The sequence below is a fragment of the Herbiconiux sp. 11R-BC genome (assembly GCF_049472555.1).
GTDB lineage: Bacteria > Actinomycetota > Actinomycetes > Actinomycetales > Microbacteriaceae > Herbiconiux.
The window spans coordinates 251,667-274,573 of the sequence record NZ_JBCEBO010000003.1 but is presented as its reverse complement, the minus strand read 5'-3'; the positions used below and the strand labels follow the sequence as shown (position 1 = coordinate 274,573).

At 67.2% G+C, this 22,907-nt stretch carries 27 protein-coding genes and 1 pseudogene; 11 read left to right on the top strand and 17 right to left on the bottom strand.

Translation table 11 applies throughout. The annotated features are described in order from the left end of the window. The first annotated feature begins 37 nt into the window (after positions 1-37). On the top strand, positions 38-2,242 hold the full coding sequence (gene helR / locus VD659_RS09800) for an RNA polymerase recycling motor ATPase HelR (protein WP_423260903.1): 2,205 nt from the start codon (positions 38-40) through the stop codon (positions 2,240-2,242). A gap of 70 nt (positions 2,243-2,312) precedes the next feature. Here helR and VD659_RS09795 read toward each other — a convergent pair whose 3' ends face one another. The 3 genes from VD659_RS09795 to VD659_RS09785 form a co-directional block, all read right to left on the bottom strand. Beyond that, positions 2,313-3,008, bottom strand: a complete 696-nt coding sequence (locus tag VD659_RS09795) for an HAD family hydrolase (RefSeq protein WP_423260902.1) — start codon at positions 3,006-3,008, stop codon at positions 2,313-2,315. 79 nt (positions 3,009-3,087) lie between these two features. Further along, a complete protein-coding gene (locus VD659_RS09790) occupies positions 3,088-3,726 on the bottom strand; it encodes an HAD-IA family hydrolase (protein WP_423260901.1) in 639 nt (212 codons plus the stop codon). Between the two features lie 6 nt (positions 3,727-3,732). Further along, positions 3,733-4,197, bottom strand: coding sequence for a phage tail protein (locus tag VD659_RS09785; RefSeq protein WP_423260900.1), 465 nt, complete (start codon positions 4,195-4,197; stop codon positions 3,733-3,735). A gap of 48 nt (positions 4,198-4,245) precedes the next feature. Between VD659_RS09785 and VD659_RS09780 the strand changes: the two genes are divergently transcribed. Next, positions 4,246-4,911 (top strand): dihydrofolate reductase family protein, encoded by a 666-nt coding sequence (locus tag VD659_RS09780; RefSeq protein WP_423260899.1) that lies wholly within the window; start codon positions 4,246-4,248, stop codon positions 4,909-4,911. A 34-nt stretch (positions 4,912-4,945) separates the two neighbouring features. On the opposite strand, the gene VD659_RS09775 is transcribed toward VD659_RS09780, so the two are convergent. From VD659_RS09775 to VD659_RS09750, 6 genes are all read right to left on the bottom strand, one after another. After that, positions 4,946-5,356, bottom strand: coding sequence for an arsenate reductase ArsC (locus VD659_RS09775; RefSeq protein ID WP_423260898.1), 411 nt, complete (start codon positions 5,354-5,356; stop codon positions 4,946-4,948). Between the two features lie 27 nt (positions 5,357-5,383). Then, a complete protein-coding gene (locus tag VD659_RS09770) occupies positions 5,384-6,058 on the bottom strand; it encodes a MarR family transcriptional regulator (protein ID WP_423260897.1) in 675 nt (224 codons plus the stop codon). A gap of 33 nt (positions 6,059-6,091) precedes the next feature. Beyond that, positions 6,092-6,772: a cation transporter gene (locus VD659_RS09765; RefSeq protein ID WP_423260896.1), complete on the bottom strand. Its 681-nt coding sequence runs from the start codon at positions 6,770-6,772 to the stop codon at positions 6,092-6,094. Next, a complete protein-coding gene (cmtR, locus tag VD659_RS09760; RefSeq protein ID WP_423260895.1) occupies positions 6,751-7,104 on the bottom strand; it encodes a Cd(II)/Pb(II)-sensing metalloregulatory transcriptional regulator CmtR in 354 nt (117 codons plus the stop codon). The genes VD659_RS09765 and cmtR overlap by 22 nt, the downstream gene beginning before the upstream one ends. 82 nt (positions 7,105-7,186) lie before the next feature. Next, positions 7,187-8,239 carry an EamA family transporter gene (locus tag VD659_RS09755; protein WP_423260894.1) on the bottom strand — a complete coding sequence of 351 codons (1,053 nt, stop codon included), beginning with the start codon at positions 8,237-8,239 and terminating at the stop codon, positions 7,187-7,189. 107 nt (positions 8,240-8,346) lie between these two features. After that, entirely contained in the window at positions 8,347-9,897 is a 1,551-nt protein-coding gene (locus VD659_RS09750) for a helix-turn-helix transcriptional regulator (RefSeq protein WP_423260893.1), read from the bottom strand. 163 nt (positions 9,898-10,060) lie between these two features. On the opposite strand from VD659_RS09750, the gene VD659_RS09745 reads away from it, so the two are divergent. Then, positions 10,061-11,077 (top strand): phosphotransferase, encoded by a 1,017-nt coding sequence (locus tag VD659_RS09745; protein ID WP_423260892.1) that lies wholly within the window; start codon positions 10,061-10,063, stop codon positions 11,075-11,077. Positions 11,078-11,136: 59 nt separating this feature from the next. After that, positions 11,137-11,556: a RidA family protein gene (locus tag VD659_RS09740; RefSeq protein ID WP_423260891.1), complete on the top strand. Its 420-nt coding sequence runs from the start codon at positions 11,137-11,139 to the stop codon at positions 11,554-11,556. Between the two features lie 191 nt (positions 11,557-11,747). On the opposite strand, the gene VD659_RS09735 is transcribed toward VD659_RS09740, so the two are convergent. Beyond that, positions 11,748-12,413: a TetR/AcrR family transcriptional regulator gene (locus tag VD659_RS09735; protein ID WP_423260890.1), complete on the bottom strand. Its 666-nt coding sequence runs from the start codon at positions 12,411-12,413 to the stop codon at positions 11,748-11,750. A 75-nt stretch (positions 12,414-12,488) separates the two neighbouring features. Here VD659_RS09735 and VD659_RS09730 point away from each other — a divergent pair, with 75 nt between their 5' ends. Further along, positions 12,489-12,812, top strand: a complete 324-nt coding sequence (locus tag VD659_RS09730) for a putative quinol monooxygenase (protein ID WP_423260889.1) — start codon at positions 12,489-12,491, stop codon at positions 12,810-12,812. Here VD659_RS09730 and VD659_RS09725 read toward each other — a convergent pair. Continuing rightward, positions 12,809-13,450 (bottom strand): TetR/AcrR family transcriptional regulator, encoded by a 642-nt coding sequence (locus VD659_RS09725; protein ID WP_423260888.1) that lies wholly within the window; start codon positions 13,448-13,450, stop codon positions 12,809-12,811. The two genes, VD659_RS09730 and VD659_RS09725, sit on opposite strands and share 4 nt — an antisense overlap. 492 nt (positions 13,451-13,942) lie before the next feature. Here VD659_RS09725 and VD659_RS09720 point away from each other — a divergent pair, with 492 nt between their 5' ends. After that, on the top strand, positions 13,943-14,695 hold the full coding sequence (locus VD659_RS09720; RefSeq protein WP_423260887.1) for an FAD-dependent monooxygenase: 753 nt from the start codon (positions 13,943-13,945) through the stop codon (positions 14,693-14,695). 183 nt (positions 14,696-14,878) lie between these two features. Here VD659_RS09720 and VD659_RS09715 read toward each other — a convergent pair. From VD659_RS09715 to VD659_RS09700, 4 genes and pseudogenes are all read right to left on the bottom strand, one after another. Further along, positions 14,879-15,055: pseudogene (locus VD659_RS09715) on the bottom strand (recombinase family protein); the annotation flags it as partial. A 487-nt stretch (positions 15,056-15,542) separates the two neighbouring features. After that, positions 15,543-15,878, bottom strand: a complete 336-nt coding sequence (locus tag VD659_RS09710; RefSeq protein WP_423260886.1) for a putative quinol monooxygenase — start codon at positions 15,876-15,878, stop codon at positions 15,543-15,545. A gap of 46 nt (positions 15,879-15,924) precedes the next feature. After that, a complete protein-coding gene (locus tag VD659_RS09705) occupies positions 15,925-17,121 on the bottom strand; it encodes an epoxide hydrolase family protein (protein WP_423260885.1) in 1,197 nt (398 codons plus the stop codon). An 81-nt stretch (positions 17,122-17,202) separates the two neighbouring features. Then, complete coding sequence (locus tag VD659_RS09700; RefSeq protein WP_423260884.1) at positions 17,203-18,180, bottom strand: AraC family transcriptional regulator; 978 nt, start codon at positions 18,178-18,180, stop codon at positions 17,203-17,205. A gap of 40 nt (positions 18,181-18,220) precedes the next feature. On the opposite strand from VD659_RS09700, the gene VD659_RS09695 reads away from it, so the two are divergent. The 3 genes from VD659_RS09695 (at position 18,221) to VD659_RS09685 (ending at position 20,503) form a co-directional block, all read left to right on the top strand. After that, positions 18,221-18,925 (top strand): DsbA family oxidoreductase, encoded by a 705-nt coding sequence (locus tag VD659_RS09695; protein WP_423260883.1) that lies wholly within the window; start codon positions 18,221-18,223, stop codon positions 18,923-18,925. Positions 18,926-19,043: 118 nt separating this feature from the next. After that, positions 19,044-19,358, top strand: coding sequence for an SDR family NAD(P)-dependent oxidoreductase (locus VD659_RS09690; protein WP_423261094.1), 315 nt, complete (start codon positions 19,044-19,046; stop codon positions 19,356-19,358). Between the two features lie 176 nt (positions 19,359-19,534). Next, positions 19,535-20,503 carry an aldo/keto reductase gene (locus VD659_RS09685; protein WP_423260882.1) on the top strand — a complete coding sequence of 323 codons (969 nt, stop codon included), beginning with the start codon at positions 19,535-19,537 and terminating at the stop codon, positions 20,501-20,503. Positions 20,504-20,611: 108 nt separating this feature from the next. Here VD659_RS09685 and VD659_RS09680 read toward each other — a convergent pair whose 3' ends face one another. After that, positions 20,612-21,184 (bottom strand): hypothetical protein, encoded by a 573-nt coding sequence (locus VD659_RS09680; RefSeq protein ID WP_423260881.1) that lies wholly within the window; start codon positions 21,182-21,184, stop codon positions 20,612-20,614. 9 nt (positions 21,185-21,193) lie between these two features. Beyond that, complete coding sequence (locus VD659_RS09675) at positions 21,194-21,328, bottom strand: hypothetical protein (protein WP_423260880.1); 135 nt, start codon at positions 21,326-21,328, stop codon at positions 21,194-21,196. Positions 21,329-21,618: 290 nt separating this feature from the next. On the opposite strand from VD659_RS09675, the gene VD659_RS09670 reads away from it, so the two are divergent. Together VD659_RS09670 and VD659_RS09665 are read left to right on the top strand one after the other, a co-directional pair. Next, on the top strand, positions 21,619-22,107 hold the full coding sequence (locus VD659_RS09670) for a hypothetical protein (protein WP_423260879.1): 489 nt from the start codon (positions 21,619-21,621) through the stop codon (positions 22,105-22,107). Between the two features lie 470 nt (positions 22,108-22,577). After that, positions 22,578-22,901 (top strand): hypothetical protein, encoded by a 324-nt coding sequence (locus tag VD659_RS09665; protein WP_423260878.1) that lies wholly within the window; start codon positions 22,578-22,580, stop codon positions 22,899-22,901. Positions 22,902-22,907: the final 6 nt, after the last annotated feature.

Genomic DNA, 22,907 nt, shown 5'->3' with positions numbered 1-22,907 from the left:
GCCGCAAGGCGGGGGGTGTGGGCGAGAATCGACGACCGTGACAGTTCCCGTGCGCGTCTTCGACCTTCCCGAACGCCTGTCCGCCAAGGCGGACCCGGCCCTCATCGCCGACGACGAGGAGCACCTCTCGGCGGTCGCGCGGAACCTGGAGCGTTCGATCGCCGCGCTGATCGAACATCGTTCTGCCGCCCTTCGCGGCCCGGGCGGCAGCGGACAGCAGGCGCTCGACCGCGACCTCGAGGTGCACCGGCTCACCACGCGCCTCCGCGCTCTGCGCCGCTACGGACTCGACCTCTGCCTCGGGCGCCTGGTGTTCGAGGACGACCCCGAGCCCGTCTACGTGGGCCGTTTCGGCCTCACCGACGACGAGGGGCGGCGGCTGCTCGTCGACTGGCGCTCGCCCGCGGCCGAGCCGTTCTTCGCGGCGACCCGCGCGCATCCGCTCGGCCTCGCGAGCCGCCGACGGTATCGCTGGAACAGCGGGCGCATCTGCGATTACTGGGACGAGGCCTTCACTCCCCGCGCGCTCGCGGCGGGGGTGGCCCTCGACGACCAGTCGGCCTTCATCGCGAGCCTCGGCGGCAGCCGCTCGGCGCGGATGCGCGATGTGCTCGGCACCATCCAGGCCGACCAGGACGCCGCGATCCGGGCCGGCTCCCGTGGCGCCCTCGTCGTGGACGGCGGACCCGGCACCGGCAAGACCGTGGTGGCGCTGCACCGCGCCGCCTACCTGCTCTACTCCGACCCGCGGCTCGCGCCCGGCCGCGGGGGCGTGTTGTTCGTCGGGCCGAGCGCCGCCTACCTCTCCTACGTGGAGGACGTCCTGCCGAGCCTCGGGGAGGAAGGGGTACACAGCTGCACGCTCGCCGAACTCGTGCCGGAGGGCGCGAGCGCCGTGCGGGAGACCGATCCGGCCGTCGCGCGCCTGAAGTCCAGTGCGGCGATGGTGGCCGCGATCGAGAACGCCGTGCGGATGCACGAGCGGCCGCCTCGGCGCAGTGTGACGATCGAGACGGACTGGGCCGAGATCTCCGTCGAGGCGGCCGACTGGGCCGAGGCGTTCGACGCGGCCGAGCCCGGGGTTCCCCACAACGAGGCTCGCGACCAGGTCTGGGAGGAGCTCCTGGGCATCCTGCTGCAGAAGCACGGCGAGGCCGACGAAGAGGTGCCGCCCGCTCTGCTGCGCGCCTCCTTCGCTCGCGACGAGGAGCTCGCGGGAACGTTCGCTCGCGCGTGGCCGCTGCTGGACCCCGTGGGGCTGGTGGCCGATCTGTGGTCGGTGCCGGGGCATCTTGAGCGGTGCGCTCCCGGCCTCGACGTCGCCGAGGTGAGGATGCTGCAGCGTTCGGATGCGCGGGCCTGGACCGACGCCGATCTGCCGCTGCTCGACGCGGCCCGCCAGCGCATCGGGGACCCTGGAGCGCCGCGCCGGCGTCGCGACCGCGAGAAGGCGATCGCCCGGGAGCGCGAGCGGATGGACGCCGTGATCGACGATCTGCTCGCCGCCGACCACAACGACGAGCTGCACCTCGCCATGATGCTGCGCGAGCAGGACGCCCAGAACTCGCTGCTCGACGAGGCCGCGCTGCCCGGCGTGGAGCCCGACGAGCTCTCCGGCCCGTTCGCCCACATCGTGGTCGACGAGGCGCAGGAGCTCACGGACGCCCAGTGGCGGATGCTCGTGAGCCGGTGCCCTTCGCGCAGCTTCACGATCGTCGGCGACCGGGCGCAGGCCCGTCACGGTTTCACCGAGACCTGGCCGGAGCGGCTCGCGCGGGTGAGCATCGATCCAGGCGGTGTGACGGTGGCGACCCTGAGCGTGAACTACCGCACCCCGGAGGAGGTGATGGCGGTCGCCGAGCCCGCGATCCGAGCCGCGCTGCCCGAGGCGAACGTGCCGGCCGCCGTGCGGCGCAGTGGAGTGCCGGTCGAGTTCCGGGCTGTCGAGGAGTTGGACGCGGTCGTCGACGGCTGGCTCGCCGCACAGGACGAGGGGGTGGGATGCGTGATCACAGCCGACCGTGCCCGGAGCGCGGCCGGAGCCGGCGTCGGGGGTGCGGCGGCCGTGTGGGCTGGCGATCCGCGCATCCGTTCGCTCACCCCGGAGCTCGCGAAGGGCCTCGAGTTCGATCTCGTGGTGGTGGTCGACCCAGATGCCTTCGGTGAGGGCATCGAGGGGGCGGTCGATCGCTACGTGGCGATGACGCGGGCGACCGAGCGGCTCGTGGTGCTACTCCCGTGAGGTGAGGTGAGGTGAGGTGAGGTGAGGTGAGGTAATGCGAGCGGCGGCGACGGCTGCCGTCAGGCCGCGTTCACGCGGCGCCGGCCGGGATGCCCACCAGCGCGGGCAGCTCGGCCATGCTCGCGAAGGTGAGGGCCGCGCCCGCCTCGAGCAGCGCATCCGGAGCCTCGTGCACCGGGCCGCCCGGCGCGAAACCGAGCACCGTGGCGCCGGCGGCGACCCCGGCGGTGACGCCCGCGATCGAGTCCTCGACCACGGCCGCGGTGGCCGGGTCGATGCCGAGCGCGGCGGCGGCGGCGAGGTAGACGTCGGGTGCCGGCTTCGAGCGGGGCTGCTCCATGCCGCTGAAGACCCGGTCGCCGAAGGGGCCGTCGAGGCTCGTCAGCGCGAGCTGCATCTCGACCTTGTGGCGGTCGGCGCCGGAGACGCACGCGATGCGGTCGCCGTATGCCGTGGCGATCAGCGTTACGGCATCGACCGCCCCCGGGATGGGTTGCAGGCTGGCGCGAATGCCCGCGTTCCGACTGGCCCGGAACTCGACGAGCCACTCCTCGGTGATGCGGAACCCGGTGTGCTCGAGGATGACCGGCCACTCGTCCTTCAAGGCGCGGCCGACGAAGAGGCGCACACACTCGGCCTCGCTGATCGGCCAGCCGAGCTCGTGCAGCATCTCGTGCAGCACGCCGTTGGTGATGCGTTCGGAGTCGACGAGCACGCCGTCGCAGTCGAAGAGAACGGCGGAGAACGGTGTCGCGAAATCAGTCACGCCTGCGATCCTGCCGCATCGGCGACTCGGCGGACCGCCACCCACGCGGATGCGGGCGCGGTTGGTTTCGGTTCGAGGCTCAACCGAGGCCGATCTCGATCCAGTCGCCGTCGACGGCGACGGTGGTGCCGGCGAAATCGGGAATGTGGGGGAGCCCCCGCGTCACCGGGGCGCTGAGGCCGCCGACCACGACGGTGCGCATGCCGGCGGCGAGGGCGGACATCACGCCGGCCTCCGCGTCCTCGAAGACCACCACCTCGGCCGGGTCGAGGCCGAGCGCCGCGGCGCCGCGAAGGTAGGGTTCGGGGTCGGGCTTGCCCGTCGACACGTCCTCGGCGCAGACGAGCTCGGCCGGCGCCGGGATGCCGACGGTCTCGAGCCGGGCGAGGGCGAGAGCGCGCGGTGCCGAGGTCACGAGCGCCCAGCGTGGCACCGAGGCTGTGAAGGCGGCGGCGCCGCGGATCTCGACGATGCCGTCGACCATGCCGAGCTCGGTGCCGTGAAGGAGGGCGACCTCCGAGGCCGCATCGGTGCCGGCCGGGGCCCAGCGCCGCACGGTCTCCTCGGCCGTGCGGCCGTGCGAGGTCGCGAGCAGGGCGGCGGCGTCGAGGTCGTGGCGTTCGGCGAAGCGCGTCCAGACGTGCTCCACCACCGCGGTGGAGTCCACGAGCGTGCCATCCATGTCGAAGAGGATGCCTCGGGCGCGGAGTGTGCTCACCGCGGCTCAGTGCTCGTTCTTGATCGTGAAGTACGAGCCGCGGATGGTTCCGGCCAGCTTCGACTTCTGGCGCGCGAACTTGAAGCGGCTGGCGAGCTCCTCGGGGATCTCCATGCCGTCGGAGAGCTTGAACCCCACCGCGCGCTTGCCGGCGTCGTCGAGGGCGTACATCACGTTGATCGAGAGGCCGCTCTGGTAGAAGACGTAGGCCATCCGGTAGCCCTCGACCTCGAAGCGGGTCGCTTCGAGCGGGGGAGACGCGATCACGATGTCGCGTTCGTCCTTCAGGATGCCGCTGACCCAGTCGACGACCTCGCTCGCCTCGCTCGCGGGTTCGACGGTGAAGACGTGGTCGTACTTGTTCTTGAAGTAGCGCGCCTCGTTCGCGCGGAGACCGGCGAGAGCGTCGACGACCGGCGACGACTCCAGGCCCACGGGGGAGACTTCCACGAAATCCACTGCGTATGACATCTCGCGCCATCCTTTCGGTTCGGTTCGTGCATTCGCTAGCTTGTCAGAATGACCAAGCTCAGAGTGCACAACCTCGCCGTCTCGCTGGACGGATTCGCGACCGGGGAGGGCCAGTCGTTGGAGACGCCGTTCGGCCACGCCGGGCAGCGGCTGATGGGCTGGTTCTTTCCCACGAGCACCTTCGCGAGCGCGGTCGGCCAGGGCGCGGAGTCCGGCGGTGGCACACGCGGCGTCGACGACGCGTTCGCGGCGGCATCCTGGCAGGGCATCGGCGCGGAGATCATGGGCCGCCGCAAGTTCGGCCCGCAGCAGGGCCCCTGGCAGGACGAGTCGTGGCGCGGCTGGTGGGGCGAGGAGCCGCCGTTCCACACGCCGGTCGTGGTGCTGACGCACCACGCGCGTCCCGACATCCAGGTCGGCGAGACGACCTTCCTGTTCCGCTCGCTGCCCCCCGCTGAAGCGCTCGCCCTCGCGGCGGCGGAGGCGGACGGTCTCGATGTGCGTCTCGGCGGCGGCCCCACGGTGGTGCGGGAGTTCCTCGAGGCCGATCTCGTCGACCACCTGCACGTGGTCGTGGTGCCGATCCTGCTCGGGCGCGGGGTGCGCCTCTGGGAAGGACTGGAGGGTCTCGAGGAACGTTTCACGGTCGAGGTCACGGCCTCGCCCTCCGGCGTCGTCCACTACGTTTTCACGCGGCTGCCGCGATCTCGCTGACGCTCTGAACCCCTCGTCGGAGGGGAGAGAGGTCTTACTCGGTGGGCGGCAGGATCTCGGCGAGCAACGCTTCGACGCGGGCTTTGATGTCGTCGCGGATCGGCCGGACCTCGTCGGCGGGTTTCCCGGCGGGGTCGCTGAGCTCCCAGTCCTCGTAGCGTTTGCCGGGGAAGATCGGGCAGGTGTCGCCGCAGCCCATGGTGATCACGACATCCGATGCGCGCACGGCGTCGGTGGTGAGGATCTTCGGCTGGTTCGAGGCGATGTCGATGCCCTCCTCGGCCATCACCGCGATCGCGACGGGGTTGATCTGGTCTTTCGGCTCGCTGCCGGCGGAGAGCACGTGCACCCGGTCGCCGGCGAGGGCCTGCAGGTATCCGGCGGCCATCTGCGAGCGACCCGCGTTGTGGACGCAGACGAACAGGACGGTGGGCTTTTCGCTCATGGATCGCTCTTTCGGGGGATGTGGGGTTCAGGATGCGGCGAGCCGCGGAACGAGGCCCGATACGCGACGCCGTAGCTCGGCGAACGCGCTGTCGAACGCGGCTGCGGTGCCGATGCGGACCGGGTCGGGAATCGACCAGTGCAGATCGCCGGTCGCCCCGATCTCCTCGTGAGCGCTGTCGCACACGGTGACCACGAGATCTGTGTCCGTGAGCACGTCTCCGAGGATGCGCGGAGCGACATCGGGGAGAGTGAGGTGGTGCCGCTGGGCGACGGCGATGGCTCCCGCGGCGATGCGGTCGGCGGGGTGTGTTCCCCCGGATGCGGCCGGGATGGCCGACTGCGTCTTCCAGAGCGCGGCCGCGAGTTGCGAGCGGGCGGAGTTGGCGGTGCAGACGAACACCACGCGGTCGGCGTGCTCCTGGGCGCCCGGCGTGAGCCCGTCGAGTGCGGTCTCGGTCAGATGCACGTAAGAGCGCCTTCTGTCGGCCTCCGAGCGGGAGCGGGAGACCATCCCGACCGCTTCGAGGGTGTTCACGTGGTGGGTGAGGAGGTTCGCCTTGATGCCGAGGGCGAGCTGCAGCTCGGTGGGGGAGAGGTCGCCCAGGGTGAGCAGGTCGACGATGCGCAACCGTGCCGGCTCGCTGAGTGCGGCATGCTTCGCTGCGCGCTTGTCCAGCTCATGGATGAGTTCAATGGTCATTGGTTCAATGATGATTGAACTAATGCGTTCCCGTCAAGAGGGGTCGTGCTCGGCGTCGAGGAGCATGCCGACGGAGGTGGCGCAGGCGTCGCCCTTCCAGGCCTCGACGCCCTCGCGCACGGCGAAGACGACGATCACCAGCGCGGCCAGCGGATCGGCCCACCACCAGCCGAAGAGCGTGTTCAGCAGCAGGCCGAGGAGCACCGCTGCCGAGAGATAGGTGCAGATGAGCGTCTGCTTCGAATCGGCGATCGCCGTCGCCGAGCCGAGTTCCCGGCCCGTGCGCCGTTCTGCGAGGGAGAGGAACGGCATCACGACGACGCTGAGCGCGGTGAGCACGATTCCGGCGGTGCTGTGCTCGGCGGCGACCGCGCGGGTGAGGGTCAGGACGGCGGTGGCGCCGACATACAGGGCGAGGGCGAAGAAGGCGAGGGCGATGACGCGCAGGGTGCCCTGCTCCCAGCGTTCGGGGTCGCGGCGGGTGAACTGCCAGGCGACGGCGGCGGCGGAGAGCACCTCGATCGTCGAATCGAGGCCGAAACCGATCAGGGCCCCGGAGGCGGCTGCGGTGCCGGCCGCGATCGCGATGATCGCCTCGATCAGGTTGTAGCCGATGGTGACAGCGACGATCAGGCGGATGCGCCGCTGCAGCAACGCCTTCCGCTCCTGGTTCGGAGATTCGATCGTGGCGATCACGAGGTGGGCTCGCAGCATCCGGGAACGGTGCAGGTCTCGTCGTTGCAGGGGGCGGAGACGTCGACGGCGAGCACGACACCGACCAGATCGTCGAGCGCCTTCTTGAGGTGGGCGTCGGCGATCTCGTAGCGGTGCTGCCGTCCCTGGGCCTCCGCGACGACGATGCCGCAGTCGCGGAGGCAGGTGAGGTGGTTGGAGACGTTCTGGCGGGTGAGCTCGAGGTCTTCGGCGATCTCAGCGGGATAGGCGGGGCGATCCAGCAGCAGCATCAGGATGCGGGAGCGGGTCGGGTCGGCCATGGCCCGACCGAGCCTGTTCATGACGTCGAGTCGCGTGCTGAGGGTGAGCATGCTCCAATTAATACAGCTTCGACTGTATTAATGCGAGCCAAAGGCCGATGCCGGCGAGTGCGACCGCGGGTGCGGACCGGCGTCAGTGCGTGTGGCGGTGGTGGGTGTCGGGGTAATGCTCGTGCGTGTGGGTGATGGCGGCGTGCGTGTGCTCATGCTTGTGCCAGCCGTTCGCGGTGAGCTCCAGATCCGGCGTGTGGTCGTGCTGGTGATGCTCGTCGTGGGTGTGCCAGTGGTCGTGGGTGATCGCCTCGTGCGTGTGCTCGTGCTCGTGACGCTCGGTGAGGTGCAGCCAGACGCCGGCCGCCATGAGGATGCCGGCGACGATGACGGGCCAGCTGATCGGGTCGCCGAGCGCGATCGCGAGAACCGCCCCGAAGAAGGGCGCGATCGAGTAGTAGGCGCCGGCTCTCGCGGTGCCGACGTGGCGCATGGCGACGATGAACAGCACGAGACTGATGCCGTAGGCGAAGAGGCCGACGACCATCGAGGCGGCGATGTTGGCCACGCCGGGGAGGTGCGCGCCGAGAGCGAACGCCAGCACTAGATTGACCGGTCCGGCGACGCCGCCTTTGACGGCGGCGAGCCACGTCGCATCGGTGAGGGCGACCTTGCGGGTGAGGTTGTTGTCGAGCCCCCAGCTGAGGCAGGCGCCGAGGATCGCGAGCGAGGGCCAGGGGCTGCCGAAGCTCGCGCCCGAGGGAATGCTGAGCACGACGGCGCCGGCGACGATGGCGAGCATCCCGATCGCGATCCGGCGGTCGACGTTCTCCCGGAAGACGAACCAGGCCAGAGCTGCGGTGAACACCCCCTCGGCATTCAGCAGCAACGAAGCGCCGGACGCCGGCATGGTCGAGAGGCCGAGCATCAGCAGTACGGGTCCGGCGATGCCGCCGAAGAAGACGGCCCCGGCGAGCGGCAGCATCTCCGCTCGCGTGACCCCCACGCGTGGGGCGCGGCGGATCAGCCGGTACAGACCCAATCCGATCCCGGATCCGCAGTAGAGGAGGCCGGCGAGCAGCCAGGGGCTGACGTCGTCATCGAGGAGGAGTTTCGCGAGCGGCGTGCCGGCGCCGAACAGGATCGCCGAGGCGAGCGCCGCCCGGACGCCGGGGTTGCGGAGAGCGCGAAGCATCAGCAGATCATGTCACACCGCGTGGGACGCGATCCGGCCGTCGGGGGAGCGATCCGGGTGATGGCCGAACGGTCGGCGGTCGTGATCGAGGGCGGGCCGGGCGGCTCTCAGTCCAGAGTCCCCGTCGTCAGGGCGAGGCGCGTGAGGTCGTCGCGGGAGTTCGTGCCGGTCTTGCGGTAGATCGAGGCGAGCTGCGACTTGACCGTGTTCACCGACACGAAGAGCTCGGTCGCGACATCCTGGATGCGCGTGCCGGCGACGATCAGGGTGAGCACCTGCCGTTCCTTGCGGGTGAGGCTCACGAACGGATCCTTGGACCCGTCGATGGCGATGGCCACCAGGCGCCCCGCCACCTCGGGATCGAGCGTTGTGGTCGATTCCTCGAGGAGTTGGAGCAGCTCGGTTCGGGGGACGACGGTGAGCGGATGGAACAACGCGCGTTCGTCGGCGAGACTCACCGCGCTGGCGAAGGTCGCGGCCGCTGCATCGCGGTCTCCGTCGCGGAGCTGGGTCACCGCCGTGAGCGCGAGGGCCGCCACACTGATCCGCGGAGTGCCGAGGTCGGCGCGGGCGATGGCCAGGATGCGGCCGGCTGCCGCGTCGTTGCTCGCGCGGATCAACTGGCTCGCGTTCAGCGACGCGACCAGCTTCTCGGCGACGCTGACGGGCCGCGCCGAGGGCTGCGGAAGGGCGCGGGCGGCGTCGGAGGGCTGGCCTGCCACGCGGAAGAGGATCGACCGGGCGATCGCCACGTACTGACCGATCGGCCCGTTCTCCGTCACGGCGGCCGGCACCTTCGACGCCGACCCGTCGATCTGCGCGAGGATGCTCATGGCGGCCGTCGGATCGGTCGTGACGAGAGCGGTCAGCAGTTTCTGGAAGGGCCAGCGTTCCGGTGAGACCGCGAGACTCGCCTTCGCGAGCTCGGCGCGGGCATCCTCGAAGTGCAGACTGTCGATCAGCAGGAGCGTGCGGGCGAAGATCGCCGGAACGGCGCTGCGGCCGTTCCACCATTCGCCGCCCGCCTCCGGCAGCTTGTCGAGCCAGTGGCGTGCCTGGAGGTTGCGTCCGCACAGGGCGTGGATCCAGGCGAGGGCGCCGGCGGCCACCATCCGGGCCATGCCGTTCTGGTCGCGCAGCGCTTCGTCGAAGCTGTCGACGTATTCGCGGATCGCCTTGTCGAAGTCCCCGGCGTACTCCCACACCATGCCCCACTCGAACTGCACCTCGGGGAGCGCCGACAGCATCTCGTCCCGAGTCGCCTGGCTCGCGGCATCCAGGAGTTCGCGTGCTTTGGTGACCGACTCCGTGGCCGCGTCGAGATCGCCGGCCGCGCGCGCGGACGCGCCTCGCGAAGTGAGCTGGGCGAGTTGGTCGAGGAATCCGACCGGTCGCGGGGGAGAGGCGGTGCCGCGGAACCGGGTCAGCTGCTCTCCGGGCCGCGGCACGATCCGTTGCAGGTAGTCGCGGGCCATCGCCCAGCGCGGGTATGTCTCCAGGACCGCGGGGGGCAGGCCCTCGACGACATCGCGCACCACGACGGGGTGGTCGGAGATCAGGGTGGACCAGTGCGCCTCGAGCACCCGGACCACTTCGGGCCAGTCGTCCTCGTCGGCGGCTACGGTCAGGAGCGATTTCGGGTCGGTGGTGTCACCCATGAGTCGAAGTGTAAGCCAGGCAGATGTCCTGGCTTCGCTCCCATCGCTCGACGACCGTCGGAAATGCGTTCGTGTCGCCGCGTTCACGATCTCCCGCGCGCATCCGGTCGATCGCGGAGGACGGACACCATCACTCCGTCAGGTTGTAGCAGAATTCACTGCTATGGCGACACGCAAGCGGATGCTCACCGACGATGAGCTGGCCGAGGTGCTGAGACGGGTCGGGGTGCCCGTCGCGACGGAGTACCTGGACGGCGGGATGTTCGCCAGCGCCTATCTGGTCACTCTTCGCGACGGAGTGCAGGTCGTCGTGAAAGCCGCGCCCGTCGCGGGATCGGCATCCCTCCTGTTCCACGAGCACGACTTGATGCGCACAGAGGTGGCCGTGCTCACGCTGGCCGGACAGTCGCCCGCGATGAAAGCGCCGCGGCTGCTCGACTTCGACCTCAGTCGGACGCGCCTCGACGTCGACGTCATGGTCGTCTCGAGCGCCCTCGGCGATCGATGGGATCTCGTCGAGGACTCGATGACCGCCGACGCCCATCGCCGGGCCCAGGGTGAGGTCGGCGGCGTCCTTGCGGCCTATCACTCCCACGGGGGTACGGCTTTCGGAGTCGATGTAGCCCGTGCGCCTGATCTCTCCGCCCGGACCTGGGTCGAGGCGTTCGGCATGCTGCTCGACGGGCAGCTCGCCGAGGCCGCCAGGCGGGGTGTCCGCCTCCCGGAGCGCGAGATCCGCGCCGTCGAGGCCTCGGCGCGAGGGGCCCTGGAGCGCGTCACCCACCCCGTGCTGTTGCACGGCGACCTCTGGCGCGGCAACGTGTTCGTCGACCGTGCGACCGGCGCGGTGACGTGTGCGATCGACTGCGAGCGGTCCCTCTGGGGTGACCCGCTCTTCGACCTCGCCATGGCCGACCCCATGTCGGTGGGCGCGCCTCCCGAGCCGATCCTCGCCGGGTATGCACGGGGCGGGTCGGCCTTCGATCTCTCGCCATCCGGGCGCACGCGCCTGGATCTCTACCGGCTCTGGCTGACCGTGACCATGATCGTCGAGATCACCGCACGCGAGTACCGAGACGAGGGCACACCCGCGTTCGAAGCACGCCTCCGTGACGACCTCGGCGTGCTGCTCGATCGACTCGGGGGAGAGGGGCGGCCAGGACCGTGGCCGGCAGGATGAGGTCCCGCTTAGGATGTCGTGAGCAGTGCCGTCGATAACGAGCCTCGGGGGAGCGAGCTGTGGAACGCAACGTGATCTTCGCGCCGGATGCGCCGTGGTCGCCCGGGGGATCCAGTCAAGCCATCACGCACAACGGTCTGCTCTACGTGTCGGGCCAGCTTCCGATCGATCCGGCGACCGGGCAGATGCTGCCTCGACCGCTGAACCCGGCGTTCGGCGGCGGCGATCAAGCGGTCAGCGCTCAGACGAGACAGTGCCTGAAGAATCTGGACGCGATCTGTCAGGCCGCAGGGGCAGACCTGTCCAACGCGATCAAGCTCACCATCTACACGCCCGTGCTGATCGAGTTCGCCTCCGCGATCGATCGTGTTTACCGGGAATTCTTCACCGTGGCTCCTCCCGCGCGCTCGATGATCGGCGTGAATGTGCTGCAGGGCAATGCGCTCGTGCAAGTGGATGCGATCGTGGCGATCGTCTGACACCGCGGACCTAGTCGCGCCGGCGGCGAGGGCGCGAGTGCCGAAGGTGGTGCGGTAGGTCTGATAGGCGGTGAGGCTCTGGAAGGTGAACACAGCAGTCGCCTTGTCGCTGGCCCCCTCCGACGGCAGGTAGTGGCCGTGATGCACGCCGCATCAGGCGGGCGGGGCCCGCACGGGTGGCGTGTTGTCGATCAGGTCGAGATGATTCCCGCGAGGATGATCTCCACGCCGGCGCGGAATTGGTCCCGATCGTCGTGTTCGGCGAGTCGCCGACTGATTCGATCCAGGAATGACAACCGGCTGCCTGCCGTCTGCCGGGCGTCGGACGTGGCGGCCTTCAGGAACGCCGGTCGACCCATCTCCATTCCGGTGAGACGCGTTGCGGCGTCGAACTGGCTGGCGACGCCGACCAGGTACTGTACGAGCACGGACGCGCCGTCGAACTGAGCCGCCTCCGGGGCGCCGAGCTCGTCGAGCTCGGATCCGACGCGCTCGAAGAGCAGCAGCACGGCTGGTTGCCAGGGCGCGGCGGCGAGTTGCGTTCCGACCCACGGGTGAGCGGCGATCGTGTCGAACACCCCCATCATCACGGTGCGGACGCCCTGACCCGGCCCGTCGCGATCGGCGTCGACGAGCACCGACTCCATGACGCTGCTGGCAGCGGCCTCGAGCAGCTCGTCTTTGCTCGAGACGTGGTGGTAGAGGGCTCCGGCTCCGGTGGACAGCTGGGCTGCCAGATCTCTGAAGGTCAGCGCCCTCACCCCGCCGGCGTCGAGCATCCGAACCGCGGCGTCGACGATCTGCGACTTCGACAGCGCGACGGTGCGCCGATCGGCTCGGGGCTTGTCGCTTTCCATGCGGCCATCTTGACACAGATTGGAATTGCGTTCCATACTGATGGAACAACGTTCCAATCGGGAAAGGATCCCACCGTGACCTTCGCGGACCAACCCTCATACATCATCAAGATGCGCGCGAAGCCCGGAATGGGCGACCGGCTCTTCGAGCTCGCGACGATCGGGATGGAGAAGTCGGATTCGTCCGACCGGTTCATCATGCTGCGGGAAGACGCCGATCCCGACGTGTTGTGGAACATCGAGGTGTTCCGCTCGGTCGAGGCGAAGGACGCCTACGAGACCAGCGACATGGCCGATGACCTGCGTGACGAGATCATCGACCTGCTCGCGGAACCGCCGATGCGGATCGAGGCGCACCCGTACTCCGCGATCCCCGCCCTCCCCGGTGACATCGCCTAGGCGCTGGCCCGTGCCTTCGTGGCACGGAAGTTCTCTGCGGCATCCGCCAGGGCGGCGTCGGCGTCACGGCGCATTCCCGCCGCGGCCGATTCTCGGGCTTCGCCGGCGATGATGGCGGCGCCGATCCGCACGGTGATGGCATGGATGACGGCGACCAGGGCGCTCGCGTGGGCGCGGGCCACGAGGGGGTGGATCTCAGGATCCGTCTCGGCGATGGCACGGGAGATCGCCTCGGCCTGATTGTCTCGGAACTCCAGTGCGAATCGTCGCAGCGTGTCGCTCTGCAGACTCTGAGCAGGGAATTCGCCCCGGGCCAGAGTCGGATCGGCATCGCGGAAGCGGTCGATGTCCTCGTGCACGAGGACGCGCACCGCGCCGGCCGGCGTCTGGTCTCGGGCGCGTGCGGCAACGACTCGTCGTGTTCGCTCCAGGATCTCATCGGCTCGGTCGAGAACGAGCTCCGGCTTCGATGGGAAGTAATTGTAGACGGTCTGATCCGCCACCTCGGCTGCCCGCGCGACATCGGAAACGGACACGGCGTCGTAGCCGTGCTCGGCAAAGAGTCGTGCGGCGACGTCGCCGAGCCGGTGCCGCGTCTCGAGCTTCTTGCGTTCCCTCAGGCCGCGTGGTTCATCCATCCGTCCATCGTGACACGAAAAGTAGAGTCACACCAATTTTGTGTTAGCGTCGTCGTGAAGTTGTAGTGACTACACGTTTGCAGATCGTCCGCACTGGGAAAGGAACCACCATGACACCGACACTCGCGAGCACGGCACCTCGGGTGCTCGTCTCCGGTGCGAGCTTCGCCGGCTTGACGGCGGCGTTCTGGATGCGCCGACTCGGCTACCGCGTCACCGTCGTGGAGACCGGGCCCGGCGTGAAGAAGGGGGGAACCCCCGTCGACATCCGGGACGACACGATCGCGATCGTCGAACGGATGGGCCATCCTCCCGGCGATCCGCGACAGGAGCCTGCCGCCCCGGCTGACAGAGTTCAAGAACATCGACGGTGGCACCGACGCGCGCATCGAACCCGAGCCTGCGAGCGCGGACGGTACGGTCGACGGCTACGAGATCCACCGCGACGACCTGCTCGCGATCCTGCTCGCAGCCCTCGATGAGGACGTCGAGGTGCTCTATGACAACGCCATCGCAACGCTGACAGACATTCCGAACGGCATCCGGGCCACCTTCCGCGACGGCTCCGAGGGCGAGTTCGCGATCGTGCTGGGCTGCGATGGCAACCACTCCGCCGTGCGGAGGATGCGCTTCGGACCGGAGCGCGACTTCAGCCACTTTCTGCACAACTACTTCACCGTCGCGATCGTCGACGAGACCCTCGCCGGCCAGGACACGACGATGATCCTGAACACGCCCGGACGGACTCTGATGCTGAACTCCTACGAGACGACCACCGATATCGTCCTCGCCTTCCATTCCGACGACGAGATCGAGTACGACTACCACGACCTCGAGCAGCAGAAGAGGATCGTGCGCGAACGGTTCGCCGACGCCGGCGCGCAGTTCACCACGATGGTCGAGAAGGCGGAGACCGCCGACAACTTCTACTTCGACAAGCTCAGCCAGACGAAGATGCCCCGTTGGACATCCGGACGCGTCGCACTGGTCGGAGACGCCGGCTACTGCGCTTCCCCCGCGGCCGGGATGGGCGGGTCACTGGCGATCATGGGCGCAACAGCCCTCTTCGACGCCTTCCAGACCGCCGAGGGTGACATCGACGCCGCGTTCGCGGAGTACGAGAGCACCTTCCGACCCGTCGTCGAGCAGATCCAGGCCGGCGCCGTCGACTTCGGGCTGGGCTCCTACTTCCCCGAAACCGAGGAGGCCATCCGCGAGCGCAACGTCCACCTCACGGGGAATTGAGCCCGGATCACGTGCCTTATCTGCAACAGGGTTCGCCAGCCGTCTCACTAGGGGACATGTGGGTAGACGTGCCCGCCGGCTATTGCGAGTACTGGTGGCGATGCGGGCACTGACGAGTTCGACGATCAGCTCACGCGCGTACTCGGCCAGGGTCGCCAGCATGTTCAGCATCACGCTATTGCCGGCGTCGCGGAGCCCATTCACGCGGTTGAGGACAGCAATCAGGGACCGCCCGAGCCGGTCCACTCGCCATACGACGACCGTGTCACCGGCGTCGGCGCATTCGAGTAGCCGCTGCATCCCGGGGCGCGATGCGGCGGTCTTGCTGCTGGAGGTGACGTCGGAGAAGACGTCCCGCACGATGCAACCAGGTCTCGCTAGCCCCCCGAGGCGCCGCTAAGACAGGCGAGCGACTGAGACGACTTTGCGTGACATGGAGGATGGCCGGGAATCTGGGGGAGGGGAGCGGTCGTCTCGGCCTGAACGGGTTGTCTCGTAAATCTTTGGCGAGCTAAACCGGTCATCGCACCGGATCCTCTTCCGAGGCTGGCGTCAGCTGCGCTGGAAGATGCGCAGTGAGTCTCATGGACAGGCATGCGCAGGTCCACTCCGAGTTGCTCCTGCTCGGCCATTTCCCGTCCCCGATCCCAGGTCAGCGACCGTCCCGCAGCAGCCGGCCCGATTCCACCGTGAATGCGAAGGAAGTACTGCAAGAGGTGCGCCGGCTGCCCAACCCGAGCACCGACCTGCAGGAACGATCCGCCCGCCCGCCGCCCCTCGCAAATCGATCGCTCCTGCTCCGCTGTGAACTCCACACGCACCTGTTGCAAGCGGCCCGAAGAGATGACTATGCTCGCGCACCTCCCAGAGTGTTCTTAGGGCTCGTGCCGTGCCGCAGCGGCGCGTATTTCGGGCTGTCGGGCATTTCAGCCAGGAGGTCTCCCGCACGGGAGAGAAGGACGCTCATGTAGTCGCTTCGGACGTGGACGTCGAGAGCGTGCTGATCGGCCCATTGTTCGATGATGACGAATCGGGTGGGATCATCCACGCCTTGGTGCACGGCGTAGAGGAGGCACCCTTCTTCGGCGTGGGTGGGATCGATGACGTCGGCCAGGGCGGCACCCAGCTCGGCCTCTTTCCCGGGCTGGGCTCGAAGCGATCCCACGATGGTGATTTCGGACATGGGAATGTTCTCCTCTGCGTGTGGGGGCATGCGTGTGGTCGTCTGATCAGCGGATGCTGCGGAAGGTGGCGCGGAGTTCTTCGGTGAACGCCTCGGGCTGTTCGAGGGCAGCGAAGTGTCCGCCGTTCCCGAGCTGGTTGTAGTGCAGGACGGTGCTGTAGCGTCTTTCGACCCAGCGGCGGGAGGCGCGGATGCCGTCCTTCGGGAAGATGCTGAACCCGGCCGGGATCGGATTGGGTTCGGTCATCGCGGGCTGGGAGGCGGCCTCTTGCGCCGCTTCCCAGTACAGGCGGGCGGAGGATGCGGCGGTGTTGGTGAGCCAGTACAAGGTGATGTCGTCCAGGAGTGCGTCGAGGCCGAACAGTGCTTCGGGGTTGTTGTCGCTGTCGGAGAAATCCTGGAACGTGTAGTAGATCCAGGCGGCGAGTCCCACGGGGGAATCGGAGAGTCCGTACGCGAGTGTCTGCGGTCGGGTCGATTGCTGCTTGGCGTACGCGGAGTACTCGGCGTCGTATCGCATCATCCCGGCGATCATGTCCTGCTCGTCCGCGGTGGCTTCCGCAGCCTCTTCCGGAGTGGGGAACACGAGGGGGAGGTTGAAGTGGATTCCCGCCAAGCCGGGGGGCGCCTTCCGTGCGATGGTCTCGGTGACAGGGCTGCCGAAGTCCCCGCCCTGCGCGACCCAGCCGGTGTAGCCGAGTCGGTCCATGAGTTCGATCCAGGCGTCGGCGATCCGGGAGACACCCCAGCCTGTCGTGCTGGGCTTGTCGGAGAAGCCGAAGCCCGGAAGGGACGGAATAATCAGGTCGAAGGCATCGTCCGCGGCGCCGCCGTGCGCGACCGGGTCGGTGAGGCGGTCGATGACGTGACGGAACTCCAGGACCGATCCCGGCCAACCGTGGGTGAGCAGCAGCGGAAGAGCGTTCGGCTCGTTCGAGCGGATATGCAGGAAGTGGATGGCGAGCCCGTCGATCGTCGTCGTGTACTGGCCCCACCCGTTCAGCATCTCCTCGACACGACGCCAGTCGTAACCGTCTTTCCACCGCGAGACGAGAGCCTGCAATTTGGCCAGTGGCGGACCCTGCGTGGTGTCGGTGACGGTCTCCCGATCAGGCCACCGCGTCAGGCTGAGTCGGGTGCGAAGATCGTCGAGATCGGCTTCCGGGACCCGGACCGTGAAGGGCTCGATCCGGCGGTCCTCGGGGGCGTTCTCAGCGGGATCATTGTGTGCATTTGTGGTCATGACCTCAGCATGATCACTCCCGGCGATACGATCCATAACCGAACGTCCGCTAATAGTTACGATTCGTCCACGCCGTCTGGGCTAGCCGGCGACCACCGTCGTCTGTTCCTTTCGGAAGGCGGCCGGTGAGATGCCGACCACTCGGCGGAACGCGGTGCTGAAGGCGCTTTCGGATTCGTATCCGATAGCGGCGGCGAGTTCGGTGATCGTCATGCTCTGGCGGCGTAACGCGTCACGGGCGACGTTCATCCGCCACTGGATGAGGTACTCCAGCGGGGCCGACCCGACTCGCGCTTTGAACGTGGCGGCGAAGGCCGAACGGGACATGTGACCGACCTCCGCGAGCTCCTGGAGAGTCCACCGGTGGGCGATATCGGCGTGCAGGGCGCGAAGTGCCGTCCCGATGCCGTCACCACTGAGGGCGGCCATCCATCCGGCCGGCTGGTGCAGGTCGTCGGCGTGGGCGCGGAGCATGTGGATGAACAGCGTTTGGGCGAGGTGGTCGAGAATCAGAGCGCTTCCGAGTTCGGTGCTCTCCACCTCCGCCACGAGGAGGGCGCTCAGGTGCGTGAGGAGCTGACCTCGAGGGTCGTCGGCTCGCACGCGGACCAGCGGTGGCAGCAGGTCCAGCAGCAGGCGGGCGTTCGCGTCATCGAACGAGAAGTAGCCGCCGCACAGATACGTGTCCTCCAGATCCGCGGGCCCGATGTGCGCGGCCCCTCGGCTGGGTCCGCCCCACAACGTCCGGGCGTCCACCGGTTCCTCCGTCAGTGCACTGGCCAGTACATAAGGCGGGGGATTGCACAGCAGGTAGAAGTCCCCCTCGTGCAGTAGCACCGGGTCGTGTCCCTCCAGGGTGATCCAGCATTCGCCTCGCGCGACCACTCCCAACTCCACGTGCTGGGTGGTCCCGAATCCGACCGCCCACGGCCCCGCGGCATGCAGGCTCGTCTCGTTGACGGCTAGCGGCCGCAGCAGGCCGATCGTGGCCGCAAGAGGATCTCCGCTCCAGGAACCGCTGGCCGGAATGGTCGATCCGTAATGTTTTATGGACGTCATGTTATGGATCGTAATGCTCCGGGAAGGCACCATGGAACACATGGACACCGACTCGCTGACGAACGCCCCGACAACCTCCGCCATCAAAGTCGACATCTGGTCGGACGTGCAGTGCGGCTGGTGCTACATCGCGAAACGGCGGCTCGAGGCCGCCGTCGAGCGATTCGGCGGTGAGGTGGAGATCGAGTACCACTCCTTCGAACTCGCCCCGGAGGCGCCGGCCGAGTTCGACGGGGCCACGAAGGAGTTCCTGAACCACTACCGGGGACTTCCTCTCGCCGAGGGCGAGAAGATGCTGGCGCGGGTCACGGAGATCGCCGCCGGCGCGGGCCTCGACTACCACTTCGACCGCACCCACCCGACGAACACGATCCTCGCGCACGAGCTGATCCACTTCGCGAAGTCCAAGGGCCGCCAGGGGGAGATGAACGAACGACTCTCCGACGCCTACTTCCAGCGAGGCGAGCACATCGGACGCATCCCGAACCTGGTCGAGATCGCTGTCGAACTCGGCTTCGACCGTGACGAGGTCGAGGTCGCCCTCACAGAACACCGTCATCTCGACGAGGTCAAGGCGGACTTCGCCCGCGCCACCGAGCTGGGCATCCAGTCCATCCCGTTCTTCGTCGTCGACGGCCGCTACGGCGTGTCCGGGGCACAGGACACGGGCGCATTCCTGCAGGTCCTCCAGCAGGTCGACGCCGAACGCGCCGCCGCCCCGACGACCGAGGCGGTGTCCCGATGAGCAGCACGACCACTGACCTCGTCGCCCCCCTCACTCTGCTCGGCGCCCCCGACGTCGACGCCTGCTCCGGCGATTCCTGCGGCATCCGCCCCACCACGACCACCACGCTGTGAGCGCGATGAACCAGACCGCACTCGTCACGGGGGCCAACAAGGGCATCGGATACGAAACAGCCCGGCAGCTCGCGCAGCAGGGCTACACCGTCTGGGTCGGCGCTCGAGACCGGGGCCGCGGAGAGAAAGCCGTCGACGCCCAGTCCTCCGCCGGCGATGTCCGTTTCGTCAGCCTCGACGTCACCGACGAAGCCAGCATCTCCCGTGCCGCCGCTCACATCGAGGCCGCACCCTCGGCTCACTCGACACCCTCACATCCCCCGAAAGTCCCTTCGCGGCGATCCCTGCGTTCGCCTACACCTCCTCGAAGACGCTCTTGAACGCCCTGACCGGGTGGCTCGCAATCGAACTGGCATCCACTCCCATCAAGGTCAACTCGGTGTGCCCCGGCCGCTGACGGGCCGACCGGCACCTTCTTCGACGCCAACGGCACACTGCCCTGGTGACAGCAGCTGTCGCCCTCGTGCCGGGCCGACACGTCCAGTAAGGAAGAAACATGGAATACCGTCGCCTCGGCTCCTCCGGACTCACCGTCAGCCGCCTCGCTCTGGGGGGAATGAGCTTCGCCGACCCCGACCCGGCAACGCCGTGGACGCTCGATGCCGAAGCCGCCGGCCCACTGTTCCGACAGGCCGTCGAACTCGGCATCACCTTCTGGGATACGGCGAACGCCTACGGCAAGGGCAGCTCGGAACGGATCGTCGGGAAAGCGATCCGCGAATACAGCACGCGGGAAGACATCGTCATCGCCACGAAGATCTACTTCCCCATGCACGACGGGCCCGGCGGGTCGGGCCTTAGCCGCAAAGCCATTCTCGAACAGGTCGACGCTTCTCTGACTCGGCTCGGCACCGATTACATCGACCTTCTCCAGATCCACCGCTTCGACCCGGCCGTTCCCGTGCACGAGACGATGGAAGCGCTTCACGACGTCGTCAAGGCCGGCAAGGTTCGCTACCTCGGCGCTTCATCGATGTGGGCATGGCAGTTCGCCACAATGCAGCACACCGCCGCGATCGGGGGCTGGACACGCTTCATCTCCATGCAAGATCAGTACAACCTCATTCAGCGCGAAGAAGAACGCGAAATGTTCGGTCTCCTCGCTGATCAAGGCGTTGGCGCGATGCCGTGGAGCCCCCTCGGCGGCGGAACCCTCGCACGACCCTGGGGCCAGAGCAGCAGCAGGAGAGCAACCTCTGACGGCCTCGGGGCGCCCGCGTTCCTCGACTCCGACGAAACCATCGTGGACGCTGTCCAGCGAATCGCCGACCAGCGCGGTTCGTCCATGGCCACGATCGCCCTTGCTTGGGTCCTAGGAAATCCCGTCGTGGACTCCCCGATCATCGGAGCGACAAAGCTCCACCATCTCACCGATGCTGCGGACGCCATCGACGTGGTTCTCCACGACGACGAGCGAGCAGAACTAGAAGCCTCGTATACCGTTCGGCAACCCACATTCTTCTGACCACCGCCACACACGTATCAAAGCCGCTGAGCACGGACGTCAGGCGTGCCGTGCTGGTAGCGAGCAATATTCGATCTGACGGTCATCTCCGGTCGGGCTTGCGTGCGGTCAGTCGGTGACGTCGAGGCCCGAAGCGAGGAGCGACCAGGGGGGACATGTTCGTGCGTCGAGTGGTCGATTGCGGTGAAAGTCCGGGTCTGCTGGCGCGAGTTCGTGTTGCAGGTATTCCAGAAGATCGCGGCCATAAACGATGACATCGCTCTGATAGACGGAGAATACGGGGGAGCCTGAGGGCGCGGGAGCGGCTGCCATGTAGCGGTGCCCGAATAGCGGAACCAGGGTCGGCCAGCTCTTGATTCGCCGGGTCGCGACTTGTCGCTGGTCCGAAAGGGAAGCCGGCTTGGTGCCCCACGTTGTGGGCCAGAACTCGTTATTCTCGACGTCGAACAGCAAGCCCTCCAGGGGCCAATCGAGTGCAGCCTGAAGGCGTTCGGCGCTGGCATTTCTCCAATGCAGCCATCCCTCGCCGGCTGGTTGGGCTGCCTCGAGCAACTGGCGGTGGTCGGGGTTGAACTCGAATCCGAAGCGCCGCTCGATTTCCCGGATCTCATCGGATGTGAGGCCATGGTCGAGCCGGATATTGCTCGTCTTCAGGATGGCGATGCATTCGGTGATGGACACGGTCGAATTCTAGGACTGGCGACCGTCCCTCGGCGGAGCGACGGAGTTGGCGTAGGTGGCGTATTCGACGGCGTTCTCGTTGGCGTGTTTCGTGGTGACTTGGTAGCTGTAGGCGACGAGGTCGTCGACGAGTGGTGCGGGCATGGCTGTGACGAGGTCGTCGAGGGCACGGTTTCGGGTGGCGAGTGGGTTGAGGCCGAGTTCGCGGATCTGGGTGAGTAGATAACTGTGGGTGATGTGGTGGTTGGCCTTGCTGCCGGGAAAGAGTCAGGGGGAGTGGTCGGTGCTTCTCGTGCTGGACCGTGAGCGGTCGGCGAGGCGCTGTTCCATCAAGGTGGCGCTTCAAACGCAATAATGCTCGTTCTGTTGGCGAAGCTGATTATCCGTTCCTTCGCTGATCGATGTTGACAGTTGTAGTTCAGTAGCGTGTCCTCATGGTCATCCCCGATGTCGAAACGACAGGCATTGCGATCCGAGCGGATCGCAATCTCGTCTCTATGGGCAAATTCGTCGTCTCGATCGGGCTGCCATTTGGGATCGTTTCAGGCTCCTATGCGGCATTGGCTTTTCTCTTCTCGCTGAGCGAAGACGACTGGCATTGGCTCGGCTTTGTAATACCGATGATCCCGTTCTTCTTGCTCCTTGGCGGGGCAATCGGGATGTGTGTGGGCCTGGTCGCAAGCATCGCGTCATGGGCGATCATGAAAGTGCTTCCGGCTCGGAAGGTGATCGCTCGAATTATCGCTTCCTCGGTGGTTCTGATCGGTGTGATCATCCTTGGATTGCTGCCGTTTTCTGCATATTGGGCAGGGTGGAGTGGCCCACTAAGTGACTGGGTGATGCTCCCTGCGTTTGTCGTCTTGCCGGCCTTCAGCGTCTGGCGCAACGCGCGTCTGATTGTGCGGTCTTCGCGCGCGTTCTGAGCGTCCAGAACTTATCGACCGCGTCTCAAGTCGATGAAGTCACTCAGGCGTGTGCCAGCGCGGGCGGCGTTGAGAGAGAGCGTCTGTGAGCTGTAGCTGATGAGGTCAGCGAGGGAGCGGGCGTCGAGGTGATGGGCGAGGTCCCGGAGCGTGGCGTTCCGAGCGGCCTGGGTGTCGATGCCGAGAACGCGCAGCCGGTCGGAGAGGGTGTTCGGGCTGATGGGGTGGCCGGCGTGATAGCTGGGGGCCGTGCCAGTATTCTCCCGCGCTCACGCCGACACGTCTTCTCTGTGCGCTGCGCAGCGTACGTCCCGATCAGGCGACTGTTTCCGTTTGGACGTGGGGAGTACCCGAAAGTTCAGTCATTGCACGAAGTGAGGTTAAGCAACTTCCTGCTGCTGTGCTCTCGTATTCAAGAGTCGTGTAAACGACCGCGTTTTGGTCCCTCGGACGTGATTAGACTGCGGATCATGTTGGATGATCTTCGTCGTGAGCTCGAGCTTCATCGTTCGGCTGCGTTCCCAATCGACGTCGAGCGCGGGCGAGTCTATGGCAGTGCGGACGCTGTTCTGATCGATGCCGATATTTATGGTTGGTGTTCGCGCCTGGGGAGCAGCGAACGCCTCTCCGAGATCGACATCCAGAGACTTCTTGAGGCGATGAGCTCCCTGATCGCATCGGTCTTTGCTTTCCCGTGGTCGGCGCGCCCATATTTCACGCGCCTCGTCTTGATCGCAAGTCTCGCTCTCGCCGTCGTCGGAGATCCGGACGGTGAGGAATCGCCCGTTGCCTGATCGTCT